This is a genomic window from Mycobacterium sp. GA-1841 (assembly GCF_001954135.1).
In the GTDB taxonomy this organism is placed as follows: domain Bacteria; phylum Actinomycetota; class Actinomycetes; order Mycobacteriales; family Mycobacteriaceae; genus Mycobacterium.
Map to the genome: position 1 here is coordinate 102,510 of NZ_MBEQ01000015.1, position 20,785 is coordinate 123,294.

Annotated in this window: 26 protein-coding genes; 13 read left to right on the top strand and 13 right to left on the bottom strand. The window is 66.7% G+C overall.

Going from position 1 to position 20,785, the window contains the following annotated elements; all coding sequences use genetic code 11:
• Window positions 1-78 precede the first annotated feature (78 nt).
• Window positions 79-726 (top strand): sigma-70 family RNA polymerase sigma factor, encoded by a 648-nt coding sequence (locus A5740_RS03985; RefSeq protein WP_175616152.1) that lies wholly within the window; start codon window positions 79-81, stop codon window positions 724-726.
• Window positions 723-1,037 (top strand): mycothiol system anti-sigma-R factor, encoded by a 315-nt coding sequence (rsrA, locus tag A5740_RS03990; protein ID WP_076191670.1) that lies wholly within the window; start codon window positions 723-725, stop codon window positions 1,035-1,037. Before A5740_RS03985 ends, rsrA begins: the two co-directional genes overlap by 4 nt.
• 82 nt (window positions 1,038-1,119) lie before the next feature.
• On the opposite strand, the gene A5740_RS29370 is transcribed toward rsrA, so the two are convergent.
• On the bottom strand, window positions 1,120-1,212 hold the full coding sequence (locus A5740_RS29370) for a 50S ribosomal protein bL37 (RefSeq protein WP_003882799.1): 93 nt from the start codon (window positions 1,210-1,212) through the stop codon (window positions 1,120-1,122).
• Window positions 1,213-1,344: 132 nt separating this feature from the next.
• Here A5740_RS29370 and A5740_RS03995 point away from each other — a divergent pair, with 132 nt between their 5' ends.
• Complete coding sequence (locus A5740_RS03995; RefSeq protein ID WP_003882798.1) at window positions 1,345-1,560, top strand: biotin/lipoyl-binding carrier protein; 216 nt, start codon at window positions 1,345-1,347, stop codon at window positions 1,558-1,560.
• 43 nt (window positions 1,561-1,603) lie between these two features.
• Window positions 1,604-3,103 (top strand): sensor histidine kinase, encoded by a 1,500-nt coding sequence (locus A5740_RS04000; RefSeq protein ID WP_076191672.1) that lies wholly within the window; start codon window positions 1,604-1,606, stop codon window positions 3,101-3,103.
• A gap of 658 nt (window positions 3,104-3,761) precedes the next feature.
• On the opposite strand, the gene whiB1 is transcribed toward A5740_RS04000, so the two are convergent.
• The 3 genes from whiB1 to A5740_RS04015 all read right to left on the bottom strand — a co-directional run bounded on the left by whiB1 (window position 3,762) and on the right by A5740_RS04015 (window position 5,657).
• A complete protein-coding gene (whiB1, locus tag A5740_RS04005) occupies window positions 3,762-4,016 on the bottom strand; it encodes a transcriptional regulator WhiB1 (RefSeq protein WP_003882795.1) in 255 nt (84 codons plus the stop codon).
• 256 nt (window positions 4,017-4,272) lie between these two features.
• The gene (locus A5740_RS04010; RefSeq protein ID WP_076191674.1) at window positions 4,273-5,235 is read right to left on the bottom strand and encodes a diacylglycerol kinase family protein; all 963 of its coding nucleotides are present in this window, start codon (window positions 5,233-5,235) and stop codon (window positions 4,273-4,275) included.
• A 35-nt stretch (window positions 5,236-5,270) separates the two neighbouring features.
• Window positions 5,271-5,657 carry a YchJ family protein gene (locus A5740_RS04015; protein ID WP_076191675.1) on the bottom strand — a complete coding sequence of 129 codons (387 nt, stop codon included), beginning with the start codon at window positions 5,655-5,657 and terminating at the stop codon, window positions 5,271-5,273.
• 64 nt (window positions 5,658-5,721) lie between these two features.
• Between A5740_RS04015 and aroQ the strand changes: the two genes are divergently transcribed.
• Both aroQ and A5740_RS04025 read left to right on the top strand, forming a co-directional pair.
• Window positions 5,722-6,174: a type II 3-dehydroquinate dehydratase gene (gene aroQ, locus A5740_RS04020; RefSeq protein WP_076191792.1), complete on the top strand. Its 453-nt coding sequence runs from the start codon at window positions 5,722-5,724 to the stop codon at window positions 6,172-6,174.
• Window positions 6,171-6,548: a hypothetical protein gene (locus A5740_RS04025; protein WP_076191677.1), complete on the top strand. Its 378-nt coding sequence runs from the start codon at window positions 6,171-6,173 to the stop codon at window positions 6,546-6,548. Before aroQ ends, A5740_RS04025 begins: the two co-directional genes overlap by 4 nt.
• Here the strand turns inward: A5740_RS04025 and A5740_RS04030 are convergent.
• From A5740_RS04030 to A5740_RS04040, 3 genes are read right to left on the bottom strand one after another with little or no spacing between them, the layout of a single operon-like run.
• Window positions 6,545-7,036 carry a GNAT family N-acetyltransferase gene (locus tag A5740_RS04030; protein WP_076191678.1) on the bottom strand — a complete coding sequence of 164 codons (492 nt, stop codon included), beginning with the start codon at window positions 7,034-7,036 and terminating at the stop codon, window positions 6,545-6,547. The genes A5740_RS04025 and A5740_RS04030 overlap by 4 nt on opposite strands.
• Window positions 7,033-8,130, bottom strand: a complete 1,098-nt coding sequence (locus A5740_RS04035; RefSeq protein ID WP_254849068.1) for an isochorismate synthase MenF — start codon at window positions 8,128-8,130, stop codon at window positions 7,033-7,035. The genes A5740_RS04030 and A5740_RS04035 overlap by 4 nt, the downstream gene beginning before the upstream one ends.
• Window positions 8,115-8,726 (bottom strand): acid phosphatase, encoded by a 612-nt coding sequence (locus A5740_RS04040; RefSeq protein WP_076191682.1) that lies wholly within the window; start codon window positions 8,724-8,726, stop codon window positions 8,115-8,117. The genes A5740_RS04035 and A5740_RS04040 overlap by 16 nt, the downstream gene beginning before the upstream one ends.
• Before the next feature lie 28 nt (window positions 8,727-8,754).
• On the opposite strand from A5740_RS04040, the gene A5740_RS04045 reads away from it, so the two are divergent.
• Both A5740_RS04045 and A5740_RS04050 read left to right on the top strand, forming a co-directional pair.
• Entirely contained in the window at window positions 8,755-9,582 is an 828-nt protein-coding gene (locus A5740_RS04045; RefSeq protein ID WP_076191683.1) for a ParA family protein, read from the top strand.
• An 8-nt stretch (window positions 9,583-9,590) separates the two neighbouring features.
• Window positions 9,591-10,295: a PP2C family serine/threonine-protein phosphatase gene (locus A5740_RS04050; protein WP_076191685.1), complete on the top strand. Its 705-nt coding sequence runs from the start codon at window positions 9,591-9,593 to the stop codon at window positions 10,293-10,295.
• A 16-nt stretch (window positions 10,296-10,311) separates the two neighbouring features.
• Here A5740_RS04050 and A5740_RS04055 read toward each other — a convergent pair whose 3' ends face one another.
• Window positions 10,312-11,550 carry a hypothetical protein gene (locus A5740_RS04055; protein ID WP_076191686.1) on the bottom strand — a complete coding sequence of 413 codons (1,239 nt, stop codon included), beginning with the start codon at window positions 11,548-11,550 and terminating at the stop codon, window positions 10,312-10,314.
• Between the two features lie 20 nt (window positions 11,551-11,570).
• Complete coding sequence (locus A5740_RS04060) at window positions 11,571-13,067, bottom strand: DEAD/DEAH box helicase (protein ID WP_076191688.1); 1,497 nt, start codon at window positions 13,065-13,067, stop codon at window positions 11,571-11,573.
• Window positions 13,068-13,363: 296 nt separating this feature from the next.
• Between A5740_RS04060 and A5740_RS04065 the strand changes: the two genes are divergently transcribed.
• Entirely contained in the window at window positions 13,364-14,062 is a 699-nt protein-coding gene (locus A5740_RS04065) for a ferritin-like fold-containing protein (protein ID WP_076191689.1), read from the top strand.
• A gap of 33 nt (window positions 14,063-14,095) precedes the next feature.
• On the opposite strand, the gene A5740_RS04070 is transcribed toward A5740_RS04065, so the two are convergent.
• A complete protein-coding gene (locus A5740_RS04070; protein WP_076191691.1) occupies window positions 14,096-14,920 on the bottom strand; it encodes a hypothetical protein in 825 nt (274 codons plus the stop codon).
• Between the two features lie 230 nt (window positions 14,921-15,150).
• Here A5740_RS04070 and A5740_RS04075 point away from each other — a divergent pair, with 230 nt between their 5' ends.
• On the top strand, window positions 15,151-15,390 hold the full coding sequence (locus A5740_RS04075; RefSeq protein WP_066903408.1) for a DUF3107 domain-containing protein: 240 nt from the start codon (window positions 15,151-15,153) through the stop codon (window positions 15,388-15,390).
• Window positions 15,391-15,393: 3 nt separating this feature from the next.
• Here the strand turns inward: A5740_RS04075 and A5740_RS04080 are convergent, their stop codons facing one another.
• The gene (locus tag A5740_RS04080; protein ID WP_076191794.1) at window positions 15,394-16,053 is read right to left on the bottom strand and encodes a TetR/AcrR family transcriptional regulator; all 660 of its coding nucleotides are present in this window, start codon (window positions 16,051-16,053) and stop codon (window positions 15,394-15,396) included.
• Window positions 16,054-16,254: 201 nt separating this feature from the next.
• Here A5740_RS04080 and A5740_RS04085 point away from each other — a divergent pair, with 201 nt between their 5' ends.
• The 3 genes from A5740_RS04085 to A5740_RS04095 all read left to right on the top strand — a co-directional run bounded on the left by A5740_RS04085 (window position 16,255) and on the right by A5740_RS04095 (window position 19,550).
• On the top strand, window positions 16,255-17,292 hold the full coding sequence (locus A5740_RS04085; protein ID WP_076191693.1) for a DUF3152 domain-containing protein: 1,038 nt from the start codon (window positions 16,255-16,257) through the stop codon (window positions 17,290-17,292).
• Between the two features lie 173 nt (window positions 17,293-17,465).
• Entirely contained in the window at window positions 17,466-18,659 is a 1,194-nt protein-coding gene (gene moeZ, locus A5740_RS04090; protein ID WP_139334926.1) for an adenylyltransferase/sulfurtransferase MoeZ, read from the top strand.
• Between the two features lie 36 nt (window positions 18,660-18,695).
• The gene (locus A5740_RS04095) at window positions 18,696-19,550 is read left to right on the top strand and encodes a TIGR02569 family protein (RefSeq protein ID WP_076191798.1); all 855 of its coding nucleotides are present in this window, start codon (window positions 18,696-18,698) and stop codon (window positions 19,548-19,550) included.
• A gap of 74 nt (window positions 19,551-19,624) precedes the next feature.
• On the opposite strand, the gene A5740_RS04100 is transcribed toward A5740_RS04095, so the two are convergent.
• Together A5740_RS04100 and A5740_RS04105 are read right to left on the bottom strand one after the other, a co-directional pair.
• The gene (locus A5740_RS04100; protein WP_076191694.1) at window positions 19,625-19,921 is read right to left on the bottom strand and encodes an MGMT family protein; all 297 of its coding nucleotides are present in this window, start codon (window positions 19,919-19,921) and stop codon (window positions 19,625-19,627) included.
• A 1-nt stretch (window position 19,922) separates the two neighbouring features.
• Window positions 19,923-20,696: an alpha/beta fold hydrolase gene (locus A5740_RS04105; RefSeq protein ID WP_076191696.1), complete on the bottom strand. Its 774-nt coding sequence runs from the start codon at window positions 20,694-20,696 to the stop codon at window positions 19,923-19,925.
• Between the last annotated feature and the right edge of the window lie 89 nt (window positions 20,697-20,785).

Sequence of the window (20,785 nt, forward strand, 5' to 3'; positions counted from 1 at the left end):
CTGGAACGGCCGGCGAATACCTGGTGGTATTCCGGACCCATTGGTGGCGCCGCAACAGAAGGGAAGGTGTTTCCCACGATGACTGACGTCGAGCAGGCCGAGCCTGACGCGCCGCAGCCTCCCCCCGAGACCGATGCCGAACTGACCGCGCGCTTCGAGCGCGATGCCATCCCGCTGCTGGACCAGCTTTACGGTGGCGCACTCCGCATGACCCGCAACCCCGCTGATGCCGAGGACCTGCTGCAGGAGACGATGGTCAAGGCCTATGCCGGGTTCCGGTCGTTCCGAGAGGGCACCAACCTCAAGGCGTGGCTGTACCGCATTCTGACCAACACTTACATCAACAGCTACCGCAAGAAGCAGCGGCAGCCGGCCGAATATCCCACCGACGAGATCACGGACTGGCAGCTGGCCGCCAACGCCGAACATTCGTCGACCGGGCTGCGTTCGGCCGAGGTCGAGGCACTCGAAGCGCTGCCGGATACCGAGATCAAGGCGGCGCTGCAGGCGCTGCCCGAGGAGTTCCGGATGGCGGTGTATTACGCCGACGTCGAGGGCTTCCCCTACAAGGAGATCGCCGAGATCATGGATACTCCGATCGGGACGGTGATGTCCCGTCTGCACCGCGGGCGCAAGCAGTTGCGCGACCTGTTGGCCGACGTGGCCAGGGATCGTGGCTTCATCCGAGGTCAGCAACTTGGTGAGCCGGAGGAGGTCTCCTCATGAGTGACAGCCGCGAGTCGAATCTCGACGACGAGCGCTGGACGCCGCCGATCGGGCCCGTCGATCCCGAGCATCCGGACTGCGCCGCGGTGATCGCCGAGGTATGGACTTTGCTCGACGGCGAGTGCACGGCCGAAAGCCGGGACAAGCTCAAGCACCACCTCGAAGAATGCCCGGCCTGCCTGCGTCACTACGGGGTCGAGGAGCGCGTCAAGAAGCTCATCGCGAACAAGTGCAGCGGTGAGAAGGCACCGGAGGGGCTGCGCGAGCGGCTCCGTATCCAGATCAGCCAGACCACGATCATTCGGGGCTGACCAGGCGCTCAGCCCGCCTGGCCCGACGACAAACCGCCCGATCTCCGAAGGGGAGTCGGGCGGTCACAGTCTGCCGAAGCGGCTAGCGCACTGACTTCGAACCGGCGTTGGGACGCTTGCCGTGGTTCGCCTTCGAGTGCTTGCGGTCCCGCTTCTTGCGGCCACGCTTGGCCATGATGTTCCTCCAGATGGTGTAAGAGCTTGCTCCCTAGTGTCTCATGGCCCGGGGGCAGCGTTGTCCACCCGGGGTTGTGGTTCGATATAGGCCGCAGAAGTAGTCGGGTTAGCAGCCGGAAGTGGGGTGAAGATGGCCGAGGACGTTCGCGCAGAAATCGTGGCCAGTGTGCTCGAGGTCGTGGTTCACGAGGGCGATCAGATCGGCGCGGGGGACACCCTGGTGCTGCTCGAGTCGATGAAGATGGAGATTCCGGTGCTCGCCGAGGTGGCGGGCACGGTCACCAAGGTCAACGTCGCGGAGGGCGACGTGATCCAGGCCGGCGATCTCATCGCGGTGATCGACTGACGTTCGGGACGCTGAGGTTCCTCGTGCCGGAGGACGTTGACTGATGTCCACCCTCGGTGACCTTCTCGCCGAGCACACGGTGCTGCCCGGCAGCGCCGTGGACCACTTGCATGCGGTGGTCGGGGAGTGGCAACTGTTGGCCGACCTGTCTTTCGCCGATTACCTGATGTGGGTGCGCCGCGACGACGGTGTGCTGGTCTGCGTCGCGCAGGTGCGGCCCAACACCGCGCCCACCGTGCTGCTCGCCGATTCGGTCGGCACCTTGGCCGGCGCCGCCGATCTCCCCGTCGTCACCACGGCCTTCGAGTCAGGTGTGATCGGTCGGGGAAGCGGTGGGACCCAACGGCATTCGCCAGATCTGCCCGGTCTGAACGTGGAAGCGGTGCCGGTGCGGCACCGCGACCAGGTGGTCGCGGTGCTGACGCACCAGACCGCACTGTCCGCGCGGCCGATGGCCAGCCCGCTCGAAGGTGCCTATCTGGACTGTGCCAGTGATCTGTTGCAGATGTTGTCCGAAGGCACTTTCCCCAATGTCGGCGACCTGGCGATGTCACGTTCCAGCCCGCGCGCGGGCGATGGGTTCATCCGCCTCGACGAGGTGGGTGATGTGGTGTTCGCCAGTCCCAACGCGATCTCGGCCTATCACCGCATGGGCCTGGCTTCTGAGCTCGACGGGCACAACCTTGTCACCGTCACCCGTCCGTTGATCTCAGACCCGTTCGAGGCCCAGGAATTGGCCAATCACGTGCGGGACTCGCTGGCCGGCGGCTCGAGCATGCGGATGGAGGTCGACGCGGGTGGTGCGGCGGTGTTGGTGCGGACGCTGCCGCTGGTCGTGCACGGCGCCGCGGCCGGCGCCGCGGTCCTGATCCGCGACGTCACCGAGGTCAAACGCCGTGACCGCGCCTTGCTGAGCAAGGACGCCACCATCCGCGAGATCCATCACCGGGTGAAGAACAACCTGCAGACCGTGGCGGCCCTGCTGCGGCTGCAGGCGCGCCGGACCAACAACGTGGAGGCCCGCGAGGCCTTGATCGAATCGGTCCGGCGGGTGTCCTCGATCGCGCTCGTGCACGACGCCTTGTCCATGTCGGTCGACGAGGAGGTCAACCTCGACGAGGTGATCGACCGGATCCTGCCGATCATGAACGACGTCGCCTCGGTGGACACTCCGATCCGGATCAACCGTGAGGGTGCTCTCGGTGTCCTCGATGCCGATCGGGCCACCGCTCTGGTCATGGTGATCACCGAACTGGTACAGAACGCCATCGAGCACGCCTTCGACGTCAAGACCCAGCAGGGCTGCGTGACGATCCGGGCGGAACGATCGGCCCGCTGGCTCGACGTCGTGGTGCACGATGACGGGTGCGGGCTGCCCGACGGCTTCAGTTTGGAGAAATCGGACCGGTTGGGTTTACAGATCGTGCGCACCCTGGTTACCGCGGAACTGGACGGGTCGTTGGGCATGCACGATGTCGCCTCAGGGGGAACTGACGTGGTGTTGCGGGTGCCGATCGGCCGGCGCAGCCGTGGGGTGCAGTGACGCCTCGGGTGTGTCGCACGGATGGGCTGTCGCGCCGCCCGACATGTGCCGTTGTGCCGACCATGTGACGTTCTGCCAAGTGACGTCCTGCCCAACCAATGTGATGTCCTGACCAACCGATGTGACGTCCTGCCCGCTTATCAGCGACTTGTCAGCGACAATCGCCGCTTCAGCCCCTTTGGCACCGTTGGTCACACTGCGGCTCAATACTTCTGTACCTCAGACCCCAATGGCCTCATCTGCCACAGATTTTGGGTTGCAGCTATGAGCGACAGAGTCGCTGATAGCCGGGCACTGGACGGATGAGGCACATGGGGCGAGAGAGGCAGGAGTGTCGAAACCGGCCGGTGACAATGAGATTTCAGAGACCAGAGTTTCTTGTGAGGCGATAGTCGCTCGATTGTCGCTCGAAGGCGGGCACATCGGATACCCCGCCGAAACCTCTGGGAAGACGACAACCGATGAGATCCATGTTCAGCGGCGCCGGCCCCATTCACAGCACCCGCACAGTGGGACATCAGTACCACTGAAGGAATGGCGTGCGACGTAATGGGAAATGTGACGACAATTACGCAATTTGCTGTCGATTAAAGCCACAAAAATAAGCTATGGCCCCGACTTTCGTCAGGGCCATAGCTTTGCGTCGAGGTCTGGTGAATCAGACTCCGGTGCGGGCCTTGGTGCGGGCGTTGCGGCGCTTGAGGGCGCGGCGCTCGTCCTCGCTCATTCCACCCCAGACGCCGGCGTCCTGGCCGGAGTCCAAGGCCCAGGTGAGGCACTCGGTGGTCACCGGACAGCGGTTGCAGACCAGCTTGGCATCAGCGATCTGCGCGAGCGCCGGGCCACTGTTTCCCACGGGGAAGAACAGCTCCGGATCTTCGTCGCGACAGACGGCCTTGTGGCGCCAATCCATAAGATCAAACTCCTCGTTAGACATGTATGTGTGCGCGGCGAAGCGCACCAGATTTTCTTCGGCTGTTAACGCGTGCACACGAATGTTTCTGCACTGTTGCATTGATGCTTTCACAGCCTGAACAGATGTCAATAGTGTTGAGTTAACACGTGGGCAACGTCACTGCCGGGGCCGGTTCCTGGACCCCTCACTCCTGTGTACTACACTCAGATTCAGCTGCGCCCTAATTCCACCATATGTGGTGTGTTTGCGCAGGTCAATCAATTTTAATCGGCGGTGCGACGACGCTCAAGGCCTCCGGGACCGACGTGAAGGTCATGATTTCACGCGGGCCGATGTAATCCCCGTCGATCTGGCAGGCGACAGGCGTGTCACTCGTCACGGTGACCGATGACACGTCGTCGTCGCGGATCAGATGCTTGGCCGACAGGCGCGGATTACGGGCCACCATCTGCCGCACCAGGCGCAGATTCGCCCAGATGTTCATGCTCGTCGTGGCGAACACTCCCAGACCGCTGTCGAACGTGGTGTCGGGGTTGGTCCACACCGGGCGGCTGTTTGCGTAGGTCCACGGACTGGAGTTCGACACGAATGCGAAGTGCACCCCGGTCACAGGATCGGCGCCCGGCAGCCGCACCGTCAGGGTCGGGTCCTTGCGCACGCTGGCCAGGAATTCCCGCACGGCAACCCGGATGTATCGCGAGGCGGTCACCTTGCGCCCTTTGGCGCGTTGAGCCTCCACGGCGGCCACCACGTCGCCGTCGACGCCCATGCCCGCGGTGAACACGCCCCAACGCTCGCCGCAGTCCATCAAGCCGATGCGGCGCCACGGCCGGCCCAACCGGTAGCCGCCGAGCAGGTCGACGAGTTGGTTGGTGGCCTCGATGGGGTCGGGACTGATACCCAGGGCCCGGGCGAAGACGTTGGCCGAACCGCCGGGCACCACGGCCACCGCGGGCGCCAGAGCGGCGTCAGGGCGGGTTCCGCAGTCGCCCAACACTCCGTTGACCACCTCGTTCACCGTGCCGTCGCCGCCATGCACGATCAGCACGTCCACGCCGTCACGCGCCGCGTCCCGGCCGATCTCGATGGCGTGGCCTCGGTGATTGGTGTGTTCGACGGTCAGCGTCACCCGGCTTTCCAACGCGTGGGCCAGCAGGTCACGACCGGCCGGGGTGGTCGAGGTGGCGTTCGGGTTGACGATCAGCACGGCACGCACGGGGCATGAGCCTAACCGGGCAAGGTGTACGGCCGTTATTCGCGAATGTCGCCGTCCAGATAGCGCCACCGCCCCCCGACGCGCTCGAACCGGCTGCGTTCGTGCAGGATATGCCGCTTTCCGTGGTGCACGTACTGGGCGCGGAACTCGACCACGCCGACGGTGTCATCTTCGCCTCCTGACTCCGTGTCGACGATCTGCAGCCGGCGCCAGGTGATGGTCTCGTCGAGGTCCAACCCGGTCGGACGGGTGTCGGGATGCCAGGACGTCAACAAATAAGCGGAGTCAGCGACGGCGAACGCGCTGAACCGGGACCGCATGAGCGCGACGGCCGTGGGGGCCGGGGTGCCGGCGTGCAGCGGGCCGCAACATTCGGCATAGGCCAGGCCGGTGCCGCACGGGCAGGGATTGTCGCTCGACACGCCGCCAGTGTCGCAGGCCGCGCGTGTTGCCTGCCCGGACCCCGGCGCCGGTACCGTACTGAAGGTGACCGACCGCCCTGTGAAGCCGCGATTACTGCTCGTCAACGGGCCGAACCTCAACCTGCTCGGCACCCGGCAACCCGAGATCTACGGGTCCACCACGCTGGCTCAGATCGAGCAGCAGGTGGCCGAGACCGCCGCCGGGTTCGGGTTCGAGGTCCGTGCGGTGCAGAGCAACCACGAGGGTGCGATGGTCGACGCCATCCACGCGGCCCGCGAGGATTGCGTCGGCATCATCATCAACCCCGCGGCCTACAGCCACACCTCGGTGGCGATCCGTGACGCGCTCAGCGCCGTCGAACTGCCCGTGGTCGAGGTGCATCTGAGCAACATCCACACTCGCGAACCGTTCCGGCATCACTCGTACGTGTCGGCCGTCGCCCAGGTGGTGATCGCCGGAGCCGGCCCGGCCGGATACGAATACGCGGTGCGCTACCTCGCGGAGCGGCTGTCGTGATCCAACCGCCCGCCATCCGTTACGCCGGTTTTCTGACCGCTGCCGAGGGTCTGGCCGCGCTGATCATGGCCATCGTGCTGTTGGTGCGTGCGGTGGCCGGTGCTGATCAGCACATCGTCTCCGGATACGGCACCGCGATCTGGTTTCTGCTCATCGGTGGTGGTGTGCTGGCCGGCGGCTGGGCGCTGATCACGGCGCGACGCTGGGGCCGTGGCATCGCGGTGCTGACCAATCTGCTGCTACTGCCGGTGGCCTGGTACGTGATCACCTCGCACCACGTGGTCTACGGCATCCTGGTCGGACTGCTCGCCCTGGTGACGCTGGGGCTGCTGTTCAGCCCGTCGTCGGTCGATTGGATCACCCGGCGCAGTTAGGCACCGCGGGTCTCGTCGGCCAGCGCCGTCAGCTCAGCGCCCGAGACGCGGTAGGTGGTCCACTCGGTCTGCGGTTCGCCGCCGACGGCGTCGTACAGCGCGATCGCGTTGACGTTCCAGTTCAGCACCGCCCAGCTGAGCCGGCTGTAGCCGTGCTGGACGCACTCGGCGGCCAACGTGGACAACAGCTTTCGGGCCAGTCCTCGCCGGCGGAAGGCCGGACGCACATACAGATCCTCCAGGTACACCCCGGCGACCCCGTCCCACGTCGAGAAGTTCAGGAACCACACCGCCATCGCAGCGACCTGGCCGTCCACCTCCAAAAGGTGCGCATAGGCCACCGGTCGGTCTCCGAAAAGCGCCGTGTGCATCTGCTTTTCGGTCACGGTGCACTCGTCGGAGGCGCGCTCGAACTCGGCCAGTTCACGGATCATCGCGCAGATCTCGACTTCGTCGCCCGGCCGCGCCCGCCGGATCAGCTCGCTCATGTCGCCCCCAGTCCGGTCAGGATGGTCTTGAATTTGGTGGTGGTCTCGTCGACTTCGTCGTCGGGATCGGATTCGGCGACGATACCGCCGCCGGCGCTGGCCAGCGCCGTGCGTCGGTCCGGGGACAACACCGCGCAGCGGATCGACACCACCCAGCGTCCATCACCACTGCTGTCGCACCAACCGACGGCTCCCGCATAGAAACCGCGGTCACCCTCCAGCTCGCCGATCAACGCCGCCGCGGCGTCGGTAGGTACTCCGCCGACCGCCGGGGTCGGATGCAGTACCAGCGCCAGATCGATTGCGGTGGTGCTTTTTTCGCGAAGTCGGCCCACGACCGGGGTACTCAGATGCCACAACGCGTCGGTACCGTGCAGTTCTGGTTCGTCGGCGATCTGCAGATCCACACACAACGGATTCAGCGCCTGACGCATCATGTCGACCACGAGTTGATGCTCGTGGCGGTTCTTCGCCGAGGCGGCCAGTGCGGCCGCATTGGTCGCGTCGACGGCAGGGTCGGCCGACCGCGGCGCCGACCCGGCGAACGGCCGGCAGATCACCCTCTCGCCGTCGCGGGCAACCAGCAACTCGGGGCTGGCGCCGACCAGCACGGTGCCGGCGTGCGCGGCCCCGGCCGGGGACAGATCTGCCAGGTAGACGGTGGCGGCCGGGTCGGCATCAGCCAACCTGCGCAACACACTTCGCACGTCCCAGCGGGACTCCGCGGTGAGCCGCAGGGCGCGGGCCAGCACCACCTTGTCGATCGGTACCTGCGGATCCTTCAACCGCCGGATGGCCTCGGCCACCCGCTCACGGTGCACCGAACCTGGTGGCAGGGTTTCGCGGTCCACGATGACCGGAGGTGCCTCGGTCGGCCAGTCCGGCAGCGCATCGGTGAACCGGACCTTCTCGGGCTCGTACAGCGCGGCCGGTGCCGACGAGCTGAACGGCAAGGCGCCCAACACGATTGGTGTTCCGGAACGCAACGCCGCCTGGGCGTCGGCGATGTCGGCGAATCCGGCGCGCACGCCTTCGGCCAACACGGCGCCGTTCGGCCCGGCCGACACGAACGACGGGTTCACTGCGACAGACACGGGTTGGGGTGACCGGTCAGGCCCAGCGCGGTGATCTGACGCACGCCGTGCTCGAAACCGCAGACCGCAAGCGACGCCGGCACCATCGACACCCGGATGCCGTCGGTGACCGGAAGTTCCGTCCACCGGGTCAAGATCGCGCGGGAGAAATGGCCGTGCCCGACGAACACCACGTCCCGGGTGGGCAGATGCCCCAAGGCCAGGGCCACAGCCTCGTCGGCGCGGGCGCTGACCTGGGCCGAGTTCTCCCCGCCGGGGCAACCATGGGTCCAGACCAGCCAGTCGGGCACGCGTGTGCGGATCTGCGCGGTCGTCAGTCCCTCGTAGTCCCCGTAATCCCACTCCGACAGCACCGGGTCGACCTCGTCGACATGCAGCCCCGCCAGCTCGGCGGTGTCCAGTGCGCGGCGCCGCGGGCTGCTGATCACCAGCGGCTCGGTCAATTGCAGTTCGGCGAGCGCCGGACGGGCCAGCGCGGCCTGCTCGCGTCCGGTTTCGGTGAGTTCCAACTCGGTGCGTCCGGTGTGCCTACCGGTCGCCGACCATTCGGTTTCGCCGTGGCGAAGCAGGATCAGGCGGTGCAGGCGGTCGCTCACACCGGCGATTCTGCCGCACGTCACGGCAATGGCGTCGAGAGCGTGCTTGGATGAAGGTGTGACTCGAGTATTAGCGGTCGCCAATCAAAAGGGTGGGGTAGCCAAGACGACGACGGTGGCGTCGCTGGGTGCGGCGATGGCCGAGCAGGGGCGACGGGTACTGCTGGTCGATCTGGATCCGCAAGGCTGTCTGACGTTTTCATTGGGTCACGACCCCGACAAATTGCCGGTATCCGTACATGAGGTGCTGCTCGGCGACGTCGAACCGGGGGCGGCCCTGGTCGAGACGGCCGAGGGGATGACGCTGCTGCCGGCCAACATCGATTTGGCCGGTTCGGAAGCCATGCTGTTGATGCGAGCCGGGCGGGAGTACGCGCTCAAACGCGCCTTGGCCAAGGTCGAATCCGATTTCGACGTGGTGATCATCGACTGCCCACCGTCGCTGGGTGTGCTGACGCTCAACGGCCTCACGGCCGCCCACGAGGTGATCGTGCCGTTGCAGTGCGAGACGCTGGCCCATCGCGGCGTGGGGCAGTTCCTGCGCACGATCGCTGACGTGCAGCAGATCACCAATCCCGAGCTCACGCTGCTGGGCGCGCTGCCGACACTCTACGACTCGCGCACCACCCACAGCCGGGATGTGCTGCTCGACGTCGCCGACCGGTACCAGCTGCCGGTGTTGGCCCCGCCGATTCCGCGGACGGTGCGGTTCGCCGAGGCGAGCGCGTCGGGGTGCTCGGTGTTGGCCGGCCGTAAGAGCAAGGGCGGACTGGCCTACCGGGAGTTGGCGCAGGCGCTGCTCAAACACTGGAAGTCCGGCAAGAAGCTGCCCACCTTCACCCCTGAGGTGGGGTAGTCGCGGCGATGGTTTCGGTGTTGCGGGCGGCGACGGCCACCGATCAGGGCCCGGTGCGTGAGAGCAACCAGGATTCGTTGCTCGCCGACGGCATTCTGTACGCGGTGGCCGACGGTTTCGGCCCCGAAGGTGAACACGCCAGCCGGATCGCCGTGGACACGCTGGCCGCCGCGTTCGCCGCGGCCCCGGACCGTGACGGGTTGTCCGGTGCCGTGCAGCGGGCCAACGATGAGGTGTACGCGCATGTCAGCGCCTCCGGGACGAGTTCGGGCGCCACGCTGACGTTGGTGGCGCTCTTCGCCGACGAGCAGGGCGGACCGGTCGTCATCAACATCGGGGACTCGCCGTTGAACCGCATCCGTGACGGGGTGATGCACCAGCTCACCGACGATCACAGTGTGTCGGGGGAGTTGGTCCGGACCGGCGAGATCACCCGCGAGGAGGCACGCTTTCACCCGCACCGTCATCTGCTGACCCGGGCGCTGGGGATCGGCCCGGTCATCCGGCCCGATCTGTTCGACCTCGACTGCCGTCCCGGTGACCGGCTGGTGATCAGCAGCGACGGGCTGTTCGCCGGTGCAGAGGACGCGGACGTGGTCGCCGCGGCCGGCACCGGCGTCGAACCCGCGGATGCGGCGTGGCGGCTGGTTCAGGTCGCCAACGATGCCGGGGGCAGCGACAACACCACCGTGATCGTGATCGACATCGGGTGAACCTTCGGGCCGGGGCCTATCCGGCGCCCAGCGCCACCAGTTGTGTCCCGCGCTGCTCGAGCAGCGTGTCTCCGGCCACGGCCGGAACCACCGGCGCGACGCTGGGCGTGCGCGGCAGCGCGATGTGACGTATCCCGGCCCCGGTCTGCTGATCGAAGACGTCGTAGCCGTCGTTGACCGGCACCAGCAGTTGCCCGGCCATCACCGTGGCGGGCCCGACGGGCAGATGACGGCCGGCCTCGTCCACGGTGGGCGTCACGGTGAACTTGTACTGCAGCCCGCTTCCTCCGGTGGTGCTGAACACGAGCACGGAATCACCCGTCCACCAGGTGATCAGGTCACCGGCGCGGGTGGCGGCCGACTGCGCGGCGGGCGCCTTCGGCAGCGGCAGGCTGGCCAGTGTCTTCCCGGTTTCGTCGATGACGTTCACCATCGGCCGGGGCAGCGGCAGGTATACCGCCGACGTCGTGCCCGACACCGCGATCACCTGGGCTCCGGACTCGTCGGTGATGTCCTGCAGATCGACGTAGCGCACCTCGGGAGTGTCTTCTTCGTCGGCGGGGCGCAGCAGCGTGAGCCGGATGAATTTGCTCTTCGGGCAGGATTCGAGCACTGACACCGCCGACGAACTCGCCGCCGCCGACAGCTGCCGGCACACCGGGGAGGCCGGAACGTCGGGCTTGATGCGCGCGTCCAGCGCGCCGTACGAGAGCATCCGGACCATGTCCGACCGCCACAACTCCAGACGACTGTCCCCGGCGGAGAGCACGGTCGTTCCGTCCGTGGACAGTCGTACCTCGGGATCGGCGTAGGCCGTGCGTGCGGGCCCCCGTCGCCCGGTCTTGCCGTCGACCGTGCTGGCTTGTCCGCAACCGCGGACGTCCGGGTACACCGCCACCGCGTACTGGTACACCGAGGTGACCCCGCAGAGTTCGAGATCGCGGGCATAGCTCCACAACACTGCCCCGCTCACGGGGTCGCGGCCCTCGACAGTGGAGCCCTCACCGGTCACCACCGATCCACCGGCAAGTACGGGCTGGGTGGTTTTCGGGCTGTCGGTGACCCACAGCTGTTGCAGACCGGCCGGCACCTCACGGGCCGGGGTCAGGTACGGCACGGGTTCGACGGCGGGCCTACTGAGGGTGGCGCGGGCATCACTGGTCCACCAGATCAGCCCGGCCGCCACGGCGACGATCGCGACGATGGCCAGTGCGGCAGCGATGTCGCCGCGGGTGCGGCGTTCGGGTTTGACCACTGACCGGTCTTGTCTGGCGGTCAGCCGGCCGTTGCCGTCTCGGTCTTCCGGGGGCGACGCCGACGGCGGCGACGCGCGGTGTGCGTTGCCTCACCGGCGGTGTCTTCCGATTCGCTCACCGGCTCGGCCTCGGAGTCGGCCGGTGCCGCGGTGCCCTCGGGGTGTCCGCTGACCGATTGTCCGCCGCGGGTACGCCGACGGGTGCGGGTCTTGGTCTTGGCCGGTCGGTCTGTCGAATCGGCCGAGGAGATGCGCTTTTCGTCGCTGCTGCGTTTTGCGGCGACCTTAGGCGGTGCCCCGATGGTGCCGGTCACGTCTGCCGGGATGTTCAGCTCTTCGTAGATATGCGGTGAGCTGGAATAAGTTTCGGCAGGATCAGGGCAGCCGAGCTCGAGCGCCTTGTCGATCGTTTCCCAGCGGCTCAGCTCGTCCCAGTCGACCAGGGTGATGGCGACGCCGGTCTTGCCGGCGCGACCCGTGCGCCCGATGCGGTGCACGTATGCCTGCTCGTCTTCGGGGCACTGGTAGTTGATGACGTGCGTGACGTCGTCGATATCAATACCGCGGGCGGCCACATCGGTGGCGACCAGCACGTCGACGGCTCCCGTGCGGAACGACTTCAGGGCCTTCTCGCGGGCGCCCTGTCCGAGGTCGCCGTGCACGGCGCCGACCTTGAACCCGCGCTCGGCGAGCTCGTCGGACACCTTCTGCGCGGTGCGCTTGGTGCGGGTGAAGATCATCGTTGCGCCGCGGCCTTCGGCCTGCAGGATCCGGCTGACCAACTCCGACTTGTCCAGGGCGTGGGCCCGGTAGACGAACTGCTCGGTGGTGTCGTGGGTGGCCGCCGAGTGCGGGGCCTCGGCCCGGATGTGGGTGGGCTGGTTCATGAACGTGCGAGCCAGCGTGATGATCGGGTCGGGCATGGTGGCCGAGAACAGCATCGACTGCCGGTCGTCGGGGGTCAGCCGCAGGATGCGCTCGATGTCCGGGAGGAAGCCGAGGTCCAGCATCTCGTCGGCCTCGTCGAGCACCAGAACCGACAGCCCGCCCAGCTGCAGGTGGCCCTGCTGGGCCAGGTCGAGCAGCCGGCCCGGGGTGCCCACGACGACGTCGACGCCCTTGCGCAGGGCCTCGATCTGGGGCTCGTAGGGTCGGCCGCCGTAAATGGAGGTGACGGAGAACTTGCGGTCACCGGCGGTGAGGTATTTCGAGGCGCCGGCGAGATCATCATAGACCTGCAGGCACAGCTCACGGGTGGGCACCACGATCAGTGCGCGCGGCGTGCCGTTGAGCGGGCGGGACTCGTCGCTGGAGACCCGGTGCAGGAGCGGGACGCCGAATGCATAGGTCTTGCCCATACCGGTGCGGGCCTGACCGATCAGGTCGTCACCGGCCAGGGCCAGCGGCAGGGTCAGCTCTTGGATGGCAAAGGGGTGTTGAATACCGGTTTCGCTGAGTGCGCGGACGATTTCGTCGCGGACACCGAGTTCGGCAAACGTTTTATTTACATGCGTCATGGTTGGTAGAGGTGGCCTTTCACTGTCAAACCTCATGGGCATCCAGCGCACACGGAGTTTGACGGTGAAACGGTCGGGTTCGCCCGGGATACCTTCCGTATCCGTCGGCGCTGCCGATCCGCTGGGCCCAGCTCCACAGGGCGGGCCAACTGCGTGCACGCACATTTCCTGGTAGCGGTTCAGGCGCTGAAACAGTCGGCTCGAAGCCGTTACCATTTGCCATTGTAGCTGGTCGCGCGAGCTGGGCCCATTTGCCAGCTGCTCGTGGGGTCCCGGTCACGTCTAGAGTTGGCGTCATGAATTCGCCTCAGTCTGCCGCGCAACAGATCGTCGAACCGGTCGATTCGGGCGTGACGGCGGATCACCCCGGCGTCAACGAGTTGTTCGCGGTGCTGGCCTACGGCGAGGTCGCCGCGTTCTACCGGCTCACCGACGAGGCGCGGATGGCTCCCAATCTGCGGGGCCGGATCAACATGGCGAGCATGGCCGCCGCCGAGATGGGCCACTACGAGTTGTTGCGGGATGCGTTGGAGCGCAGGGGAGTTGACGTCGTCCCCGCGATGACGAAGTACGCCTCGGTGTTGGAGAACTACCACCGGATGACCACTCCGAGTACCTGGCTGGAGGCGTTGGTCAAGACCTACATCGGTGACGCGCTGGCGGCGGATTTCTATCTGGAGATCGCCGACGCGTTGCCTCAAGAGGTGTCCGCGGTGGTGCGCGCGGTGCTCGCCGAAACGGGGCATTCTCAGTTCGTCGTGGCCGAGGTACGGGCGGCGGTGACGGCCAGCGATCGGCAGCGGCACCGGTTGGCGTTGTGGGCGCGGCGGCTGCTCGGCGAGGCGGTCACCCAGGCACAGTACGTACTGGCCGATCACGACGAACTCGTCGACCTGGTGATGTCGAGCGGTGAAGGTCTGACCCAGCTGGCGGAGTTCTTCGACCGGTTGCAGAACACCCACCAGTCCCGGATGCAGGAACTGGGCCTGGCGTAATACCCGCCAGACCCAGTCCTTCCTGCCTGCTGCTTATTGCGTGCAGGTGGTGATCATCGTGTTGTTGGCCTGCTGGACCAGCACTGTGCCCGATGCGTCGGTGATCGAGCAGTTGAGCTGACCCGCGACGCTGGTCGCGGTCACCGACTTGAGCTGCACCCCCGGATTGAGCACCACGGTCTTGGCCCACGGCAGCGCGACGTTGATGTCGGTCTGCAGGGCCCCCTGCTCGTCGGTGTAGACGATTGTCACGAGGTCGATGAGCTGCCGGTTCCCGGTCACCCGGTAGGTGATGGCGTTCGGCGTGGCGATGCCCGCGGGCGGGGCCGCCTCGACCGGCGGCGCCACGGGAGCCGGTGCCACGGTTGCGCTGGGCGTCGGGGTCACCGTGGTCACGGTCTCCGGTGACAACGGCGCGGTGGGTGCCGCGCGCGGGGGCGCCGGCTTGGTGGTGGCGTCCTGCGCCGGTGCGGTGGTCTGCGTCGGAGCGGCCGACGGGGTCAGGCTCGCCGAGACGGAACCGCTGTCGCCTCCGCCGAGGATCACCGAGGTGCAGACCACCGCCACCACGAGCACCACCCCGGCCACTGCAGCCACCCAGATCCAGCGCCGGTCCAGTGGTTCCTCGTAGAAGGTGACCTCGTCGTCGTACTCGGCGTCGTAGTCCGCGTCGTACTCCGCGGCGTAGTCGGTGCCGTGATCCGTGCCGCCGCGCCCGGCGCTGCGGTCAGCGGTGTAGCTGCTCGGGTAGTCGCTCTGGTAGTCGGGCCGGTAGCCCGCGTATCCGCTCGGCTCGTACGGGTGATCCCCGACGCGCTCGGTCGGCGTGGTGTCATACGGCGAATAATGCCTGGTCATGAGGCTGTCCCAGTCGTCTCGTCCAATATCGGCCCTGATGCTATCGAGGCAGAAGTGACAGATGAGGCGCTGTGCCGCGTGTGTCGGTCACGGTCCGGACTCGGTTCGGTATCTGCGTTTCGCGCACGGCGTAGCCCGGCGGTGCCCCGCTCACGGCGCCGGTCCGCTGCCGTCCACTAGCCTGCTCAGGGAAGTCGACAAGCGACGTGAGAAAGAAAGAAGGGCCCAGCGTGGAGGTCAAGATCGGTGTCACGGACAGCCCGCGCGAGCTGACCTTCAACAGCGCGCAGACACCCAGCGAGGTGGAGCAGCAGGTCACCGAGGCGCTCGCCAAGGATTCGGGTGTGCTGGCGTTGACCGATGAGAAGGGTCGGCGTTTCCTCGTGCAGAACAGCCGGATCGCCTACGTCGAGATCGGCGCCGCCGATGTGCGTCGGGTCGGTTTCGGTGTGGGGGCGGAATCCGCCTGAGTGCTACGACCGGGTGAGAGGCACGTGTGACAGTCCGCCCCAGGCGAACTGCACCGTGCCGTCCACCGCGGTATTCCGGTCGATCGGCCGGTCATTGGTCAGCCAGTAGCGCGCGGAGTCGACGCTGATGGCCACCAGTCCGACCGCGATCATCCTCGCGCGGTGTGCCTCCAGTCCGGAATCGCGGCTGATCAGGTCGAAGACCGCATCGGTGCACGCCTCGGTGGCGACCTTCACCTGCGCGGCCACCTGCGGTTCGCTGACATAGTCATTCTCGAAGATCAGCCGGTAGCCCTGGCTGTCGTGTTCGATGAAATCGAAGAACGCCTCCACCGCCGCGCGCAACCGCTGACGGTTGTCTGTCGTGGTGCGCAGGGCCTGGCGCACTCCAGACACCAGATTGTCGACGTGGCGTTGCAAGACCGCCAGATACAGCTCGAGCTTCGACGAAAAATGTTGGTAAAGCACAGGTTTGCTCACGCCTGCACGGTCGGCGATCTCGTCCATGCCCGCAGCGTGGTAGCCACGTTCGACGAACACCTCGCTCGCCGAGGCCAACAGCTGGCCGCGCCGCTCGTCACGAGGCAGGCGGTTCCCGCGACGACCACCGCCGTTCGCGGGCTTGTCACCTCTCCTCTCGGCGGTGTTGGCGAGATCGCTCATCAGGTCCTCAATCTGTATTGCTCTGGCGCACTTGAACATGTTCATCCGAGCCGCTGATCGAACCGACACTACTACCGTTGCGCCTCACATCCGTCGTGCGGGCGCCCGCGAAACGGGCGCGGGTTTCGAAATGACACCAGCGTGGTCACGGCATTACTGCGCCCCGGGCCGCTCCACAGCAGTCTGTGCCATTCTGGTCCGGTGACCTACGACCCGGGACGTCGCGGGGGTGGCCGTGTCCCGGCGCTGCGCAACGAGTGGCGAGAGCCGCTGCGCGCACAGCGAGATCCGATTGCCGCGGACTCAGGACGCGCCAGATCCAACCGGGACGACCACCAGCAGTGGCGTAAGCAAACGTGGATCGGCCGCTTCGTGTCCACCTACGGGTGGCGTGCGTATGCGTTACCGGTGCTCATCGTGCTGACCGTGGTGGTGATCTACCAGACGATCACCGGTACGAGCGCCACGCCGACCGCGCAGGACGACGAGGGCCCCGTGCAGGGTCCGCCGACCATCGATGTTTCCAGCACCTCGATCATCGGCGCGCCCCCCAAGGGCCTGACGCAGTTCGACGCCAACCTCCCCACGGGGATCCTGCCTGCGGGCGGCCCGTTCACCGAGGCGGGTAACCGGACCTGGCGGATCGTGCCGGGCACCACGCCCAAGGTCGGTGCGGGCACCACGAAGTCGTTCACCTACACCGTCGAGGTCGAGGACGGGGTGGACACCGCATCGTTCGGTGGTGACGACGGATTCGCCCGGATGGTCAGTGAGACCCTGGCCAATCCGAAGAGCTGGACCCACAACGGGCTGTTCGCCTTCACTCGGGTGGACGAGAGCAGCGGCGTCGACCCTGATTTCCGCGTGTCGCTGACGTCCCCGATGACGGTGCGGGAGGGCTGCGGATACGACATCCAGTTGGAGGCTTCCTGCTACAACCCGTCGTTCGACGGCCATCAGCCCCGGGTGTTCGTCAACGAGGCCCGGTGGGTTCGCGGCGCGGTGCCCTTCCAGGGCGACATCGGCTCCTATCGGCAGTACCTGATCAACCATGAGGTTGGTCACGCCATCGGCTATCAGCGCCACGAGGCGTGCGAGCGCGACGGGCAGCTGGCGCCGATCATGATGCAGCAGACGTTCTCCACTTCGAATGACGATGCCGCCAAGTTCGACCCGGAAACCGTCAAGGCGGACGGTCTGACCTGCCGGTTCAATCCCTGGCCGTACCCGATCGCCTGAGCCGCCCCCCTTGGCAGGGACCCGCGCCGCATGGTGCATACCCGAGGCGTTGCGCGCGCGGTCCCGGTGGGCCCGGCGGCGGGAAGCATCTACACCGGATTACCGTTGTGGGTACGAGCAGCTGGGACGATGAACTGATCTAAAAACTGAGGAGACATGCGGTGTCCGCGAATTTGGACGTGTCGTTACCGCCGTTGGTCGAGCCGGCCGCCGAGCTGACCCGTGAAGAGGTGACGCGCTACAGCCGGCATCTGATCATCCCGGACGTCGGCGTGATCGGTCAGAAGCGGCTGAAGAACGCCAAGGTGCTGGTGATCGGGGCCGGTGGTCTCGGTTCGCCGACCTTGTTGTACCTGGCTGCCGCCGGGGTGGGCACGCTCGGCATCGTCGAGTTCGACGTGGTCGACGAGTCCAACCTGCAGCGCCAGATCATCCACGGTCAGTCCGACATCGGCCGGTCCAAGGCGCAGAGCGCCAAGGATTCGATCCTGGAGATCAACCCGTTGGTGACGGTGAACCTGCACGAGTTCCGATTGGAACCCGACAACGCGGTGGAACTGTTCAGCCAGTACGACCTGATCCTCGACGGCACCGACAACTTCGCCACCCGTTATCTGGTGAACGACGCCGCGGTGCTGGCCGGCAAGCCCTATGTGTGGGGTTCGATCTACCGGTTCGAAGGCCAGGTGTCGGTGTTCTGGGAGGACGCGCCGGACGGGCCCGAGGGAAACAAGCAGGGCCTGAACTACCGCGACCTCTATCCCGAGCCGCCGCCACCGGGCATGGTGCCCTCCTGTGCCGAGGGCGGCGTGCTGGGCATCCTGTGTGCCTCGATCGCGTCGGTGATGGGCACCGAGGCGATCAAGCTCATCACCGGTATCGGCGACCCGCTGCTCGGTCGGCTGATGGTGTACGACGCGTTGGACATGACGTACCGGACGATCCGCATCCGCAAGGATCCGGCCACGCCGAAGATCACCGAGCTGATCGATTACGAGGCGTTCTGTGGCGTCGTCTCCGACGCGGCCGCCGAAGCCGCCGCCGGATCGACGATCACGCCGCTGGAGCTCAAGGAACTCATCGACTCCGGCAAGCCGCTGGCGCTGATCGATGTCCGCGAGCCGGTGGAGTGGGACATCAATCACATCGCGGGCGCCGAGTTGATCCCGAAGCCGACGTTCGAATCGGGCGATGCCTTGGCCAAGCTGCCGGTGGACCGGACGCCGGTCCTGTACTGCAAGACCGGGATACGTTCGGCCGAGGTGCTCGCCATCGTCAAGCAGGCCGGTTTTTCCGACGCGGTGCATCTTCAGGGCGGCATTGTGGCCTGGGCCAAGCAACTCGAACCCGACATGGTCATGTACTGACGGCTGGTTAGCCGGTCAACACCTTAGGCTGAGGTGGTGAGTGTGGAACCGCCGCCGGAACATGTGCTGGCGGCGTTCGGCCTGTCCGGGGTGCGCCCGGTACCGCTCGGCTCGAGCTGGGAGGGTGGCTGGCGCTGCGGCGAAGTGGTGATGTCGATGGTGCCCGAGCACGCCCGTGCGGCGTGGTCGGCCAAGGTTCGCGAAACGTTGTTCGTCGACGGGGTGCGGCTGGCTCGCCCGGTCCGCTCGACGGACGGTCGGTACGTGGTCGCCGGCTGGCGGGCCGACACTTTCGTGGCGGGCACGCCCGAACCGCGTCATGACGAAGTGGTGTCGGCCGCAGTGCGATTGCACGAGGCCACCACCAAGCTGGAGCGACCACGCTTCCTGACTCAACCGCCGGTGGCGCCCTGGGCCGATGTCGACGTCTTCATCGCCGCGGACCGCGCGGCCTGGGAGGACCGGCCGCTGCACTCGTTGCCGCCGGGCGCCCGGGTCTCACCCGGATCGTCCGACGGTCAACGCTCGGTGGAGCTGATCAACCAGCTGGCCGGTCTGCGTCGGCCGACGAAGAGCGCCAGCCAGCTCGTGCACGGGGATCTCTACGGCACAGTGCTTTTCGCGGGCACAGCCGCGCCGGGCATCACCGACATCACCCCGTACTGGCGTCCGGCCCCCTGGGCCGCCGGTGTGGTGGTGGTCGACGCGCTGTCGTGGGGCGACGCCGACGACGGGTTGATCGAACGGTGGCAATCGCTGCCGGAGTGGCCCCAGATGCTGTTGCGGGCCTTGATGTTCCGGTTGGCCGTACATGCCCTGCACCCGAGGTCCACCGCGGCGGCGTTCCCGGGTCTGGCGCGCACGGCCTCGCTGGTCCGGCTGATCCTGTAGGTCCTGTTCCCCGCGAACAGACACAAACCTGCACATTTCCGCGCGGAAATGTGCAGGTTTGCGACTGCTCGCGGTCAGAACTGGTGGCGGTACTCGGCGAGGCGTACGCGGCCGTCGACCGCCAGCACTCCTTCGGCTCGTAGCCGTTCCAGTTGGCGGCCGGCCAAATGCGGGGCGGGCCGCCCCGAGGCCAGGATCACCCGGTGCCAGGGCAGGTCCGAGGAATCGGTCCGCATGATCCAGCCGACGATCCGGGGACTGGAAAGCGCTGCGGCGTCGGCGATGTCGCCATAGGTGCACACGCGGGCCGGCGGGATCGCCGCCACCAGCGCGCGCACGGCTTCCACCTGTTCCTCGGTGACCGCCGCCATGTCAGTCCAGCTGCTCGCGGATCAGTTTCGCCGTCTCGACCGGCATGGCGTGGGCCACCATGTGATCGCAATCCCAGTCCAGCAGGCGGAAATCCGAACCCAGGTGCGCACGCAGTTCACCGATGAGCTCCTCGCGCGCATAGGCCGGGTTGGTGCGGGTGGCGCGAACCAGAACGGTCGGAGTGCCTGGGCGCGGCAGGGCGACCGGACGAGCCAACTCACTCCAGTACGACAACATGGCCGGGATACTGATGCGCCACCCATAGCGTCCACCCGGCAGTTCGACAAGGTGCTCGTCGATATCGCGCTCCAGCTCCTCCGGCGCCACGTCGCCCCACGAGCCGTTGGCTTTCTCGGCCCTCGCCTCGGCGCGGTCGGGATAGTCGGGCGAGGCCATCATGGCCTCGGCGATCTCGCGCATCCACTCACCGTCGAGATGGACGGCCGGATCCAACAGCACCAGTCCGCTGACCAGATCGGGATGGGCCGCAGCAAGATTGAGGGCCACGGCACCACCGAACGAATGTCCCGCCACCAGGGTCGGACGGTCCAGCAGCGAGGCCAGGGCCTCGACATTGGCATCCAGCGTCCAAGGCGCCGCCCATGATGAGCGCCCGTGTCCGAGTAGATCGGGGGCCAGCACCGCCACGTCGGGTAGATGTTGCTCGGCCAACGTCTTCCAGCGCTGCCCGTGCCCGGTCAATCCGTGGATCAGTAGTACCTGGGGCGCCTCGGCAGGGCCGTAGCGGTGGACATGCAACTTCTCGGCGGACATATCGTTGATGCTGCCAGGCGCGTGGATTCCGCTACTTGTCGGGCTTGTCGCTCCAATCCGCTCCGCTACTTGTCGGGCTTGTCGCTCCA

Bases quoted from the DNA above. Each gene is read 5' to 3' on its own strand.
- A5740_RS03985 (WP_175616152.1), top strand. From the start codon at position 79: ATGACTGACGTCGAGCAGGCCGAGCCTGACGCGCCGCAGCCTCCCCCC.
- rsrA (WP_076191670.1), top strand. From the start codon at position 723: ATGAGTGACAGCCGCGAGTCGAATCTCGACGACGAGCGCTGGACGCCG.
- A5740_RS29370 (WP_003882799.1), bottom strand. From the start codon at position 1,212: ATGGCCAAGCGTGGCCGCAAGAAGCGGGACCGCAAGCACTCGAAGGCG.
- A5740_RS03995 (WP_003882798.1), top strand. From the start codon at position 1,345: ATGGCCGAGGACGTTCGCGCAGAAATCGTGGCCAGTGTGCTCGAGGTC.
- A5740_RS04000 (WP_076191672.1), top strand. From the start codon at position 1,604: ATGTCCACCCTCGGTGACCTTCTCGCCGAGCACACGGTGCTGCCCGGC.
- whiB1 (WP_003882795.1), bottom strand. From the start codon at position 4,016: ATGGATTGGCGCCACAAGGCCGTCTGTCGCGACGAAGATCCGGAGCTG.
- A5740_RS04030 (WP_076191678.1), bottom strand. From the start codon at position 7,036: ATGAGCGAGCTGATCCGGCGGGCGCGGCCGGGCGACGAAGTCGAGATC.
- A5740_RS04045 (WP_076191683.1), top strand. From the start codon at position 8,755: ATGGCGTCGAGAGCGTGCTTGGATGAAGGTGTGACTCGAGTATTAGCG.
- A5740_RS04050 (WP_076191685.1), top strand. From the start codon at position 9,591: ATGGTTTCGGTGTTGCGGGCGGCGACGGCCACCGATCAGGGCCCGGTG.
- A5740_RS04060 (WP_076191688.1), bottom strand. From the start codon at position 13,067: ATGACGCATGTAAATAAAACGTTTGCCGAACTCGGTGTCCGCGACGAA.
- A5740_RS04065 (WP_076191689.1), top strand. From the start codon at position 13,364: ATGAATTCGCCTCAGTCTGCCGCGCAACAGATCGTCGAACCGGTCGAT.
- A5740_RS04070 (WP_076191691.1), bottom strand. From the start codon at position 14,920: ATGACCAGGCATTATTCGCCGTATGACACCACGCCGACCGAGCGCGTC.
- A5740_RS04080 (WP_076191794.1), bottom strand. From the start codon at position 16,053: ATGAGCGATCTCGCCAACACCGCCGAGAGGAGAGGTGACAAGCCCGCG.
- A5740_RS04100 (WP_076191694.1), bottom strand. From the start codon at position 19,921: ATGGCGGCGGTCACCGAGGAACAGGTGGAAGCCGTGCGCGCGCTGGTG.
- A5740_RS04105 (WP_076191696.1), bottom strand. From the start codon at position 20,696: ATGTCCGCCGAGAAGTTGCATGTCCACCGCTACGGCCCTGCCGAGGCG.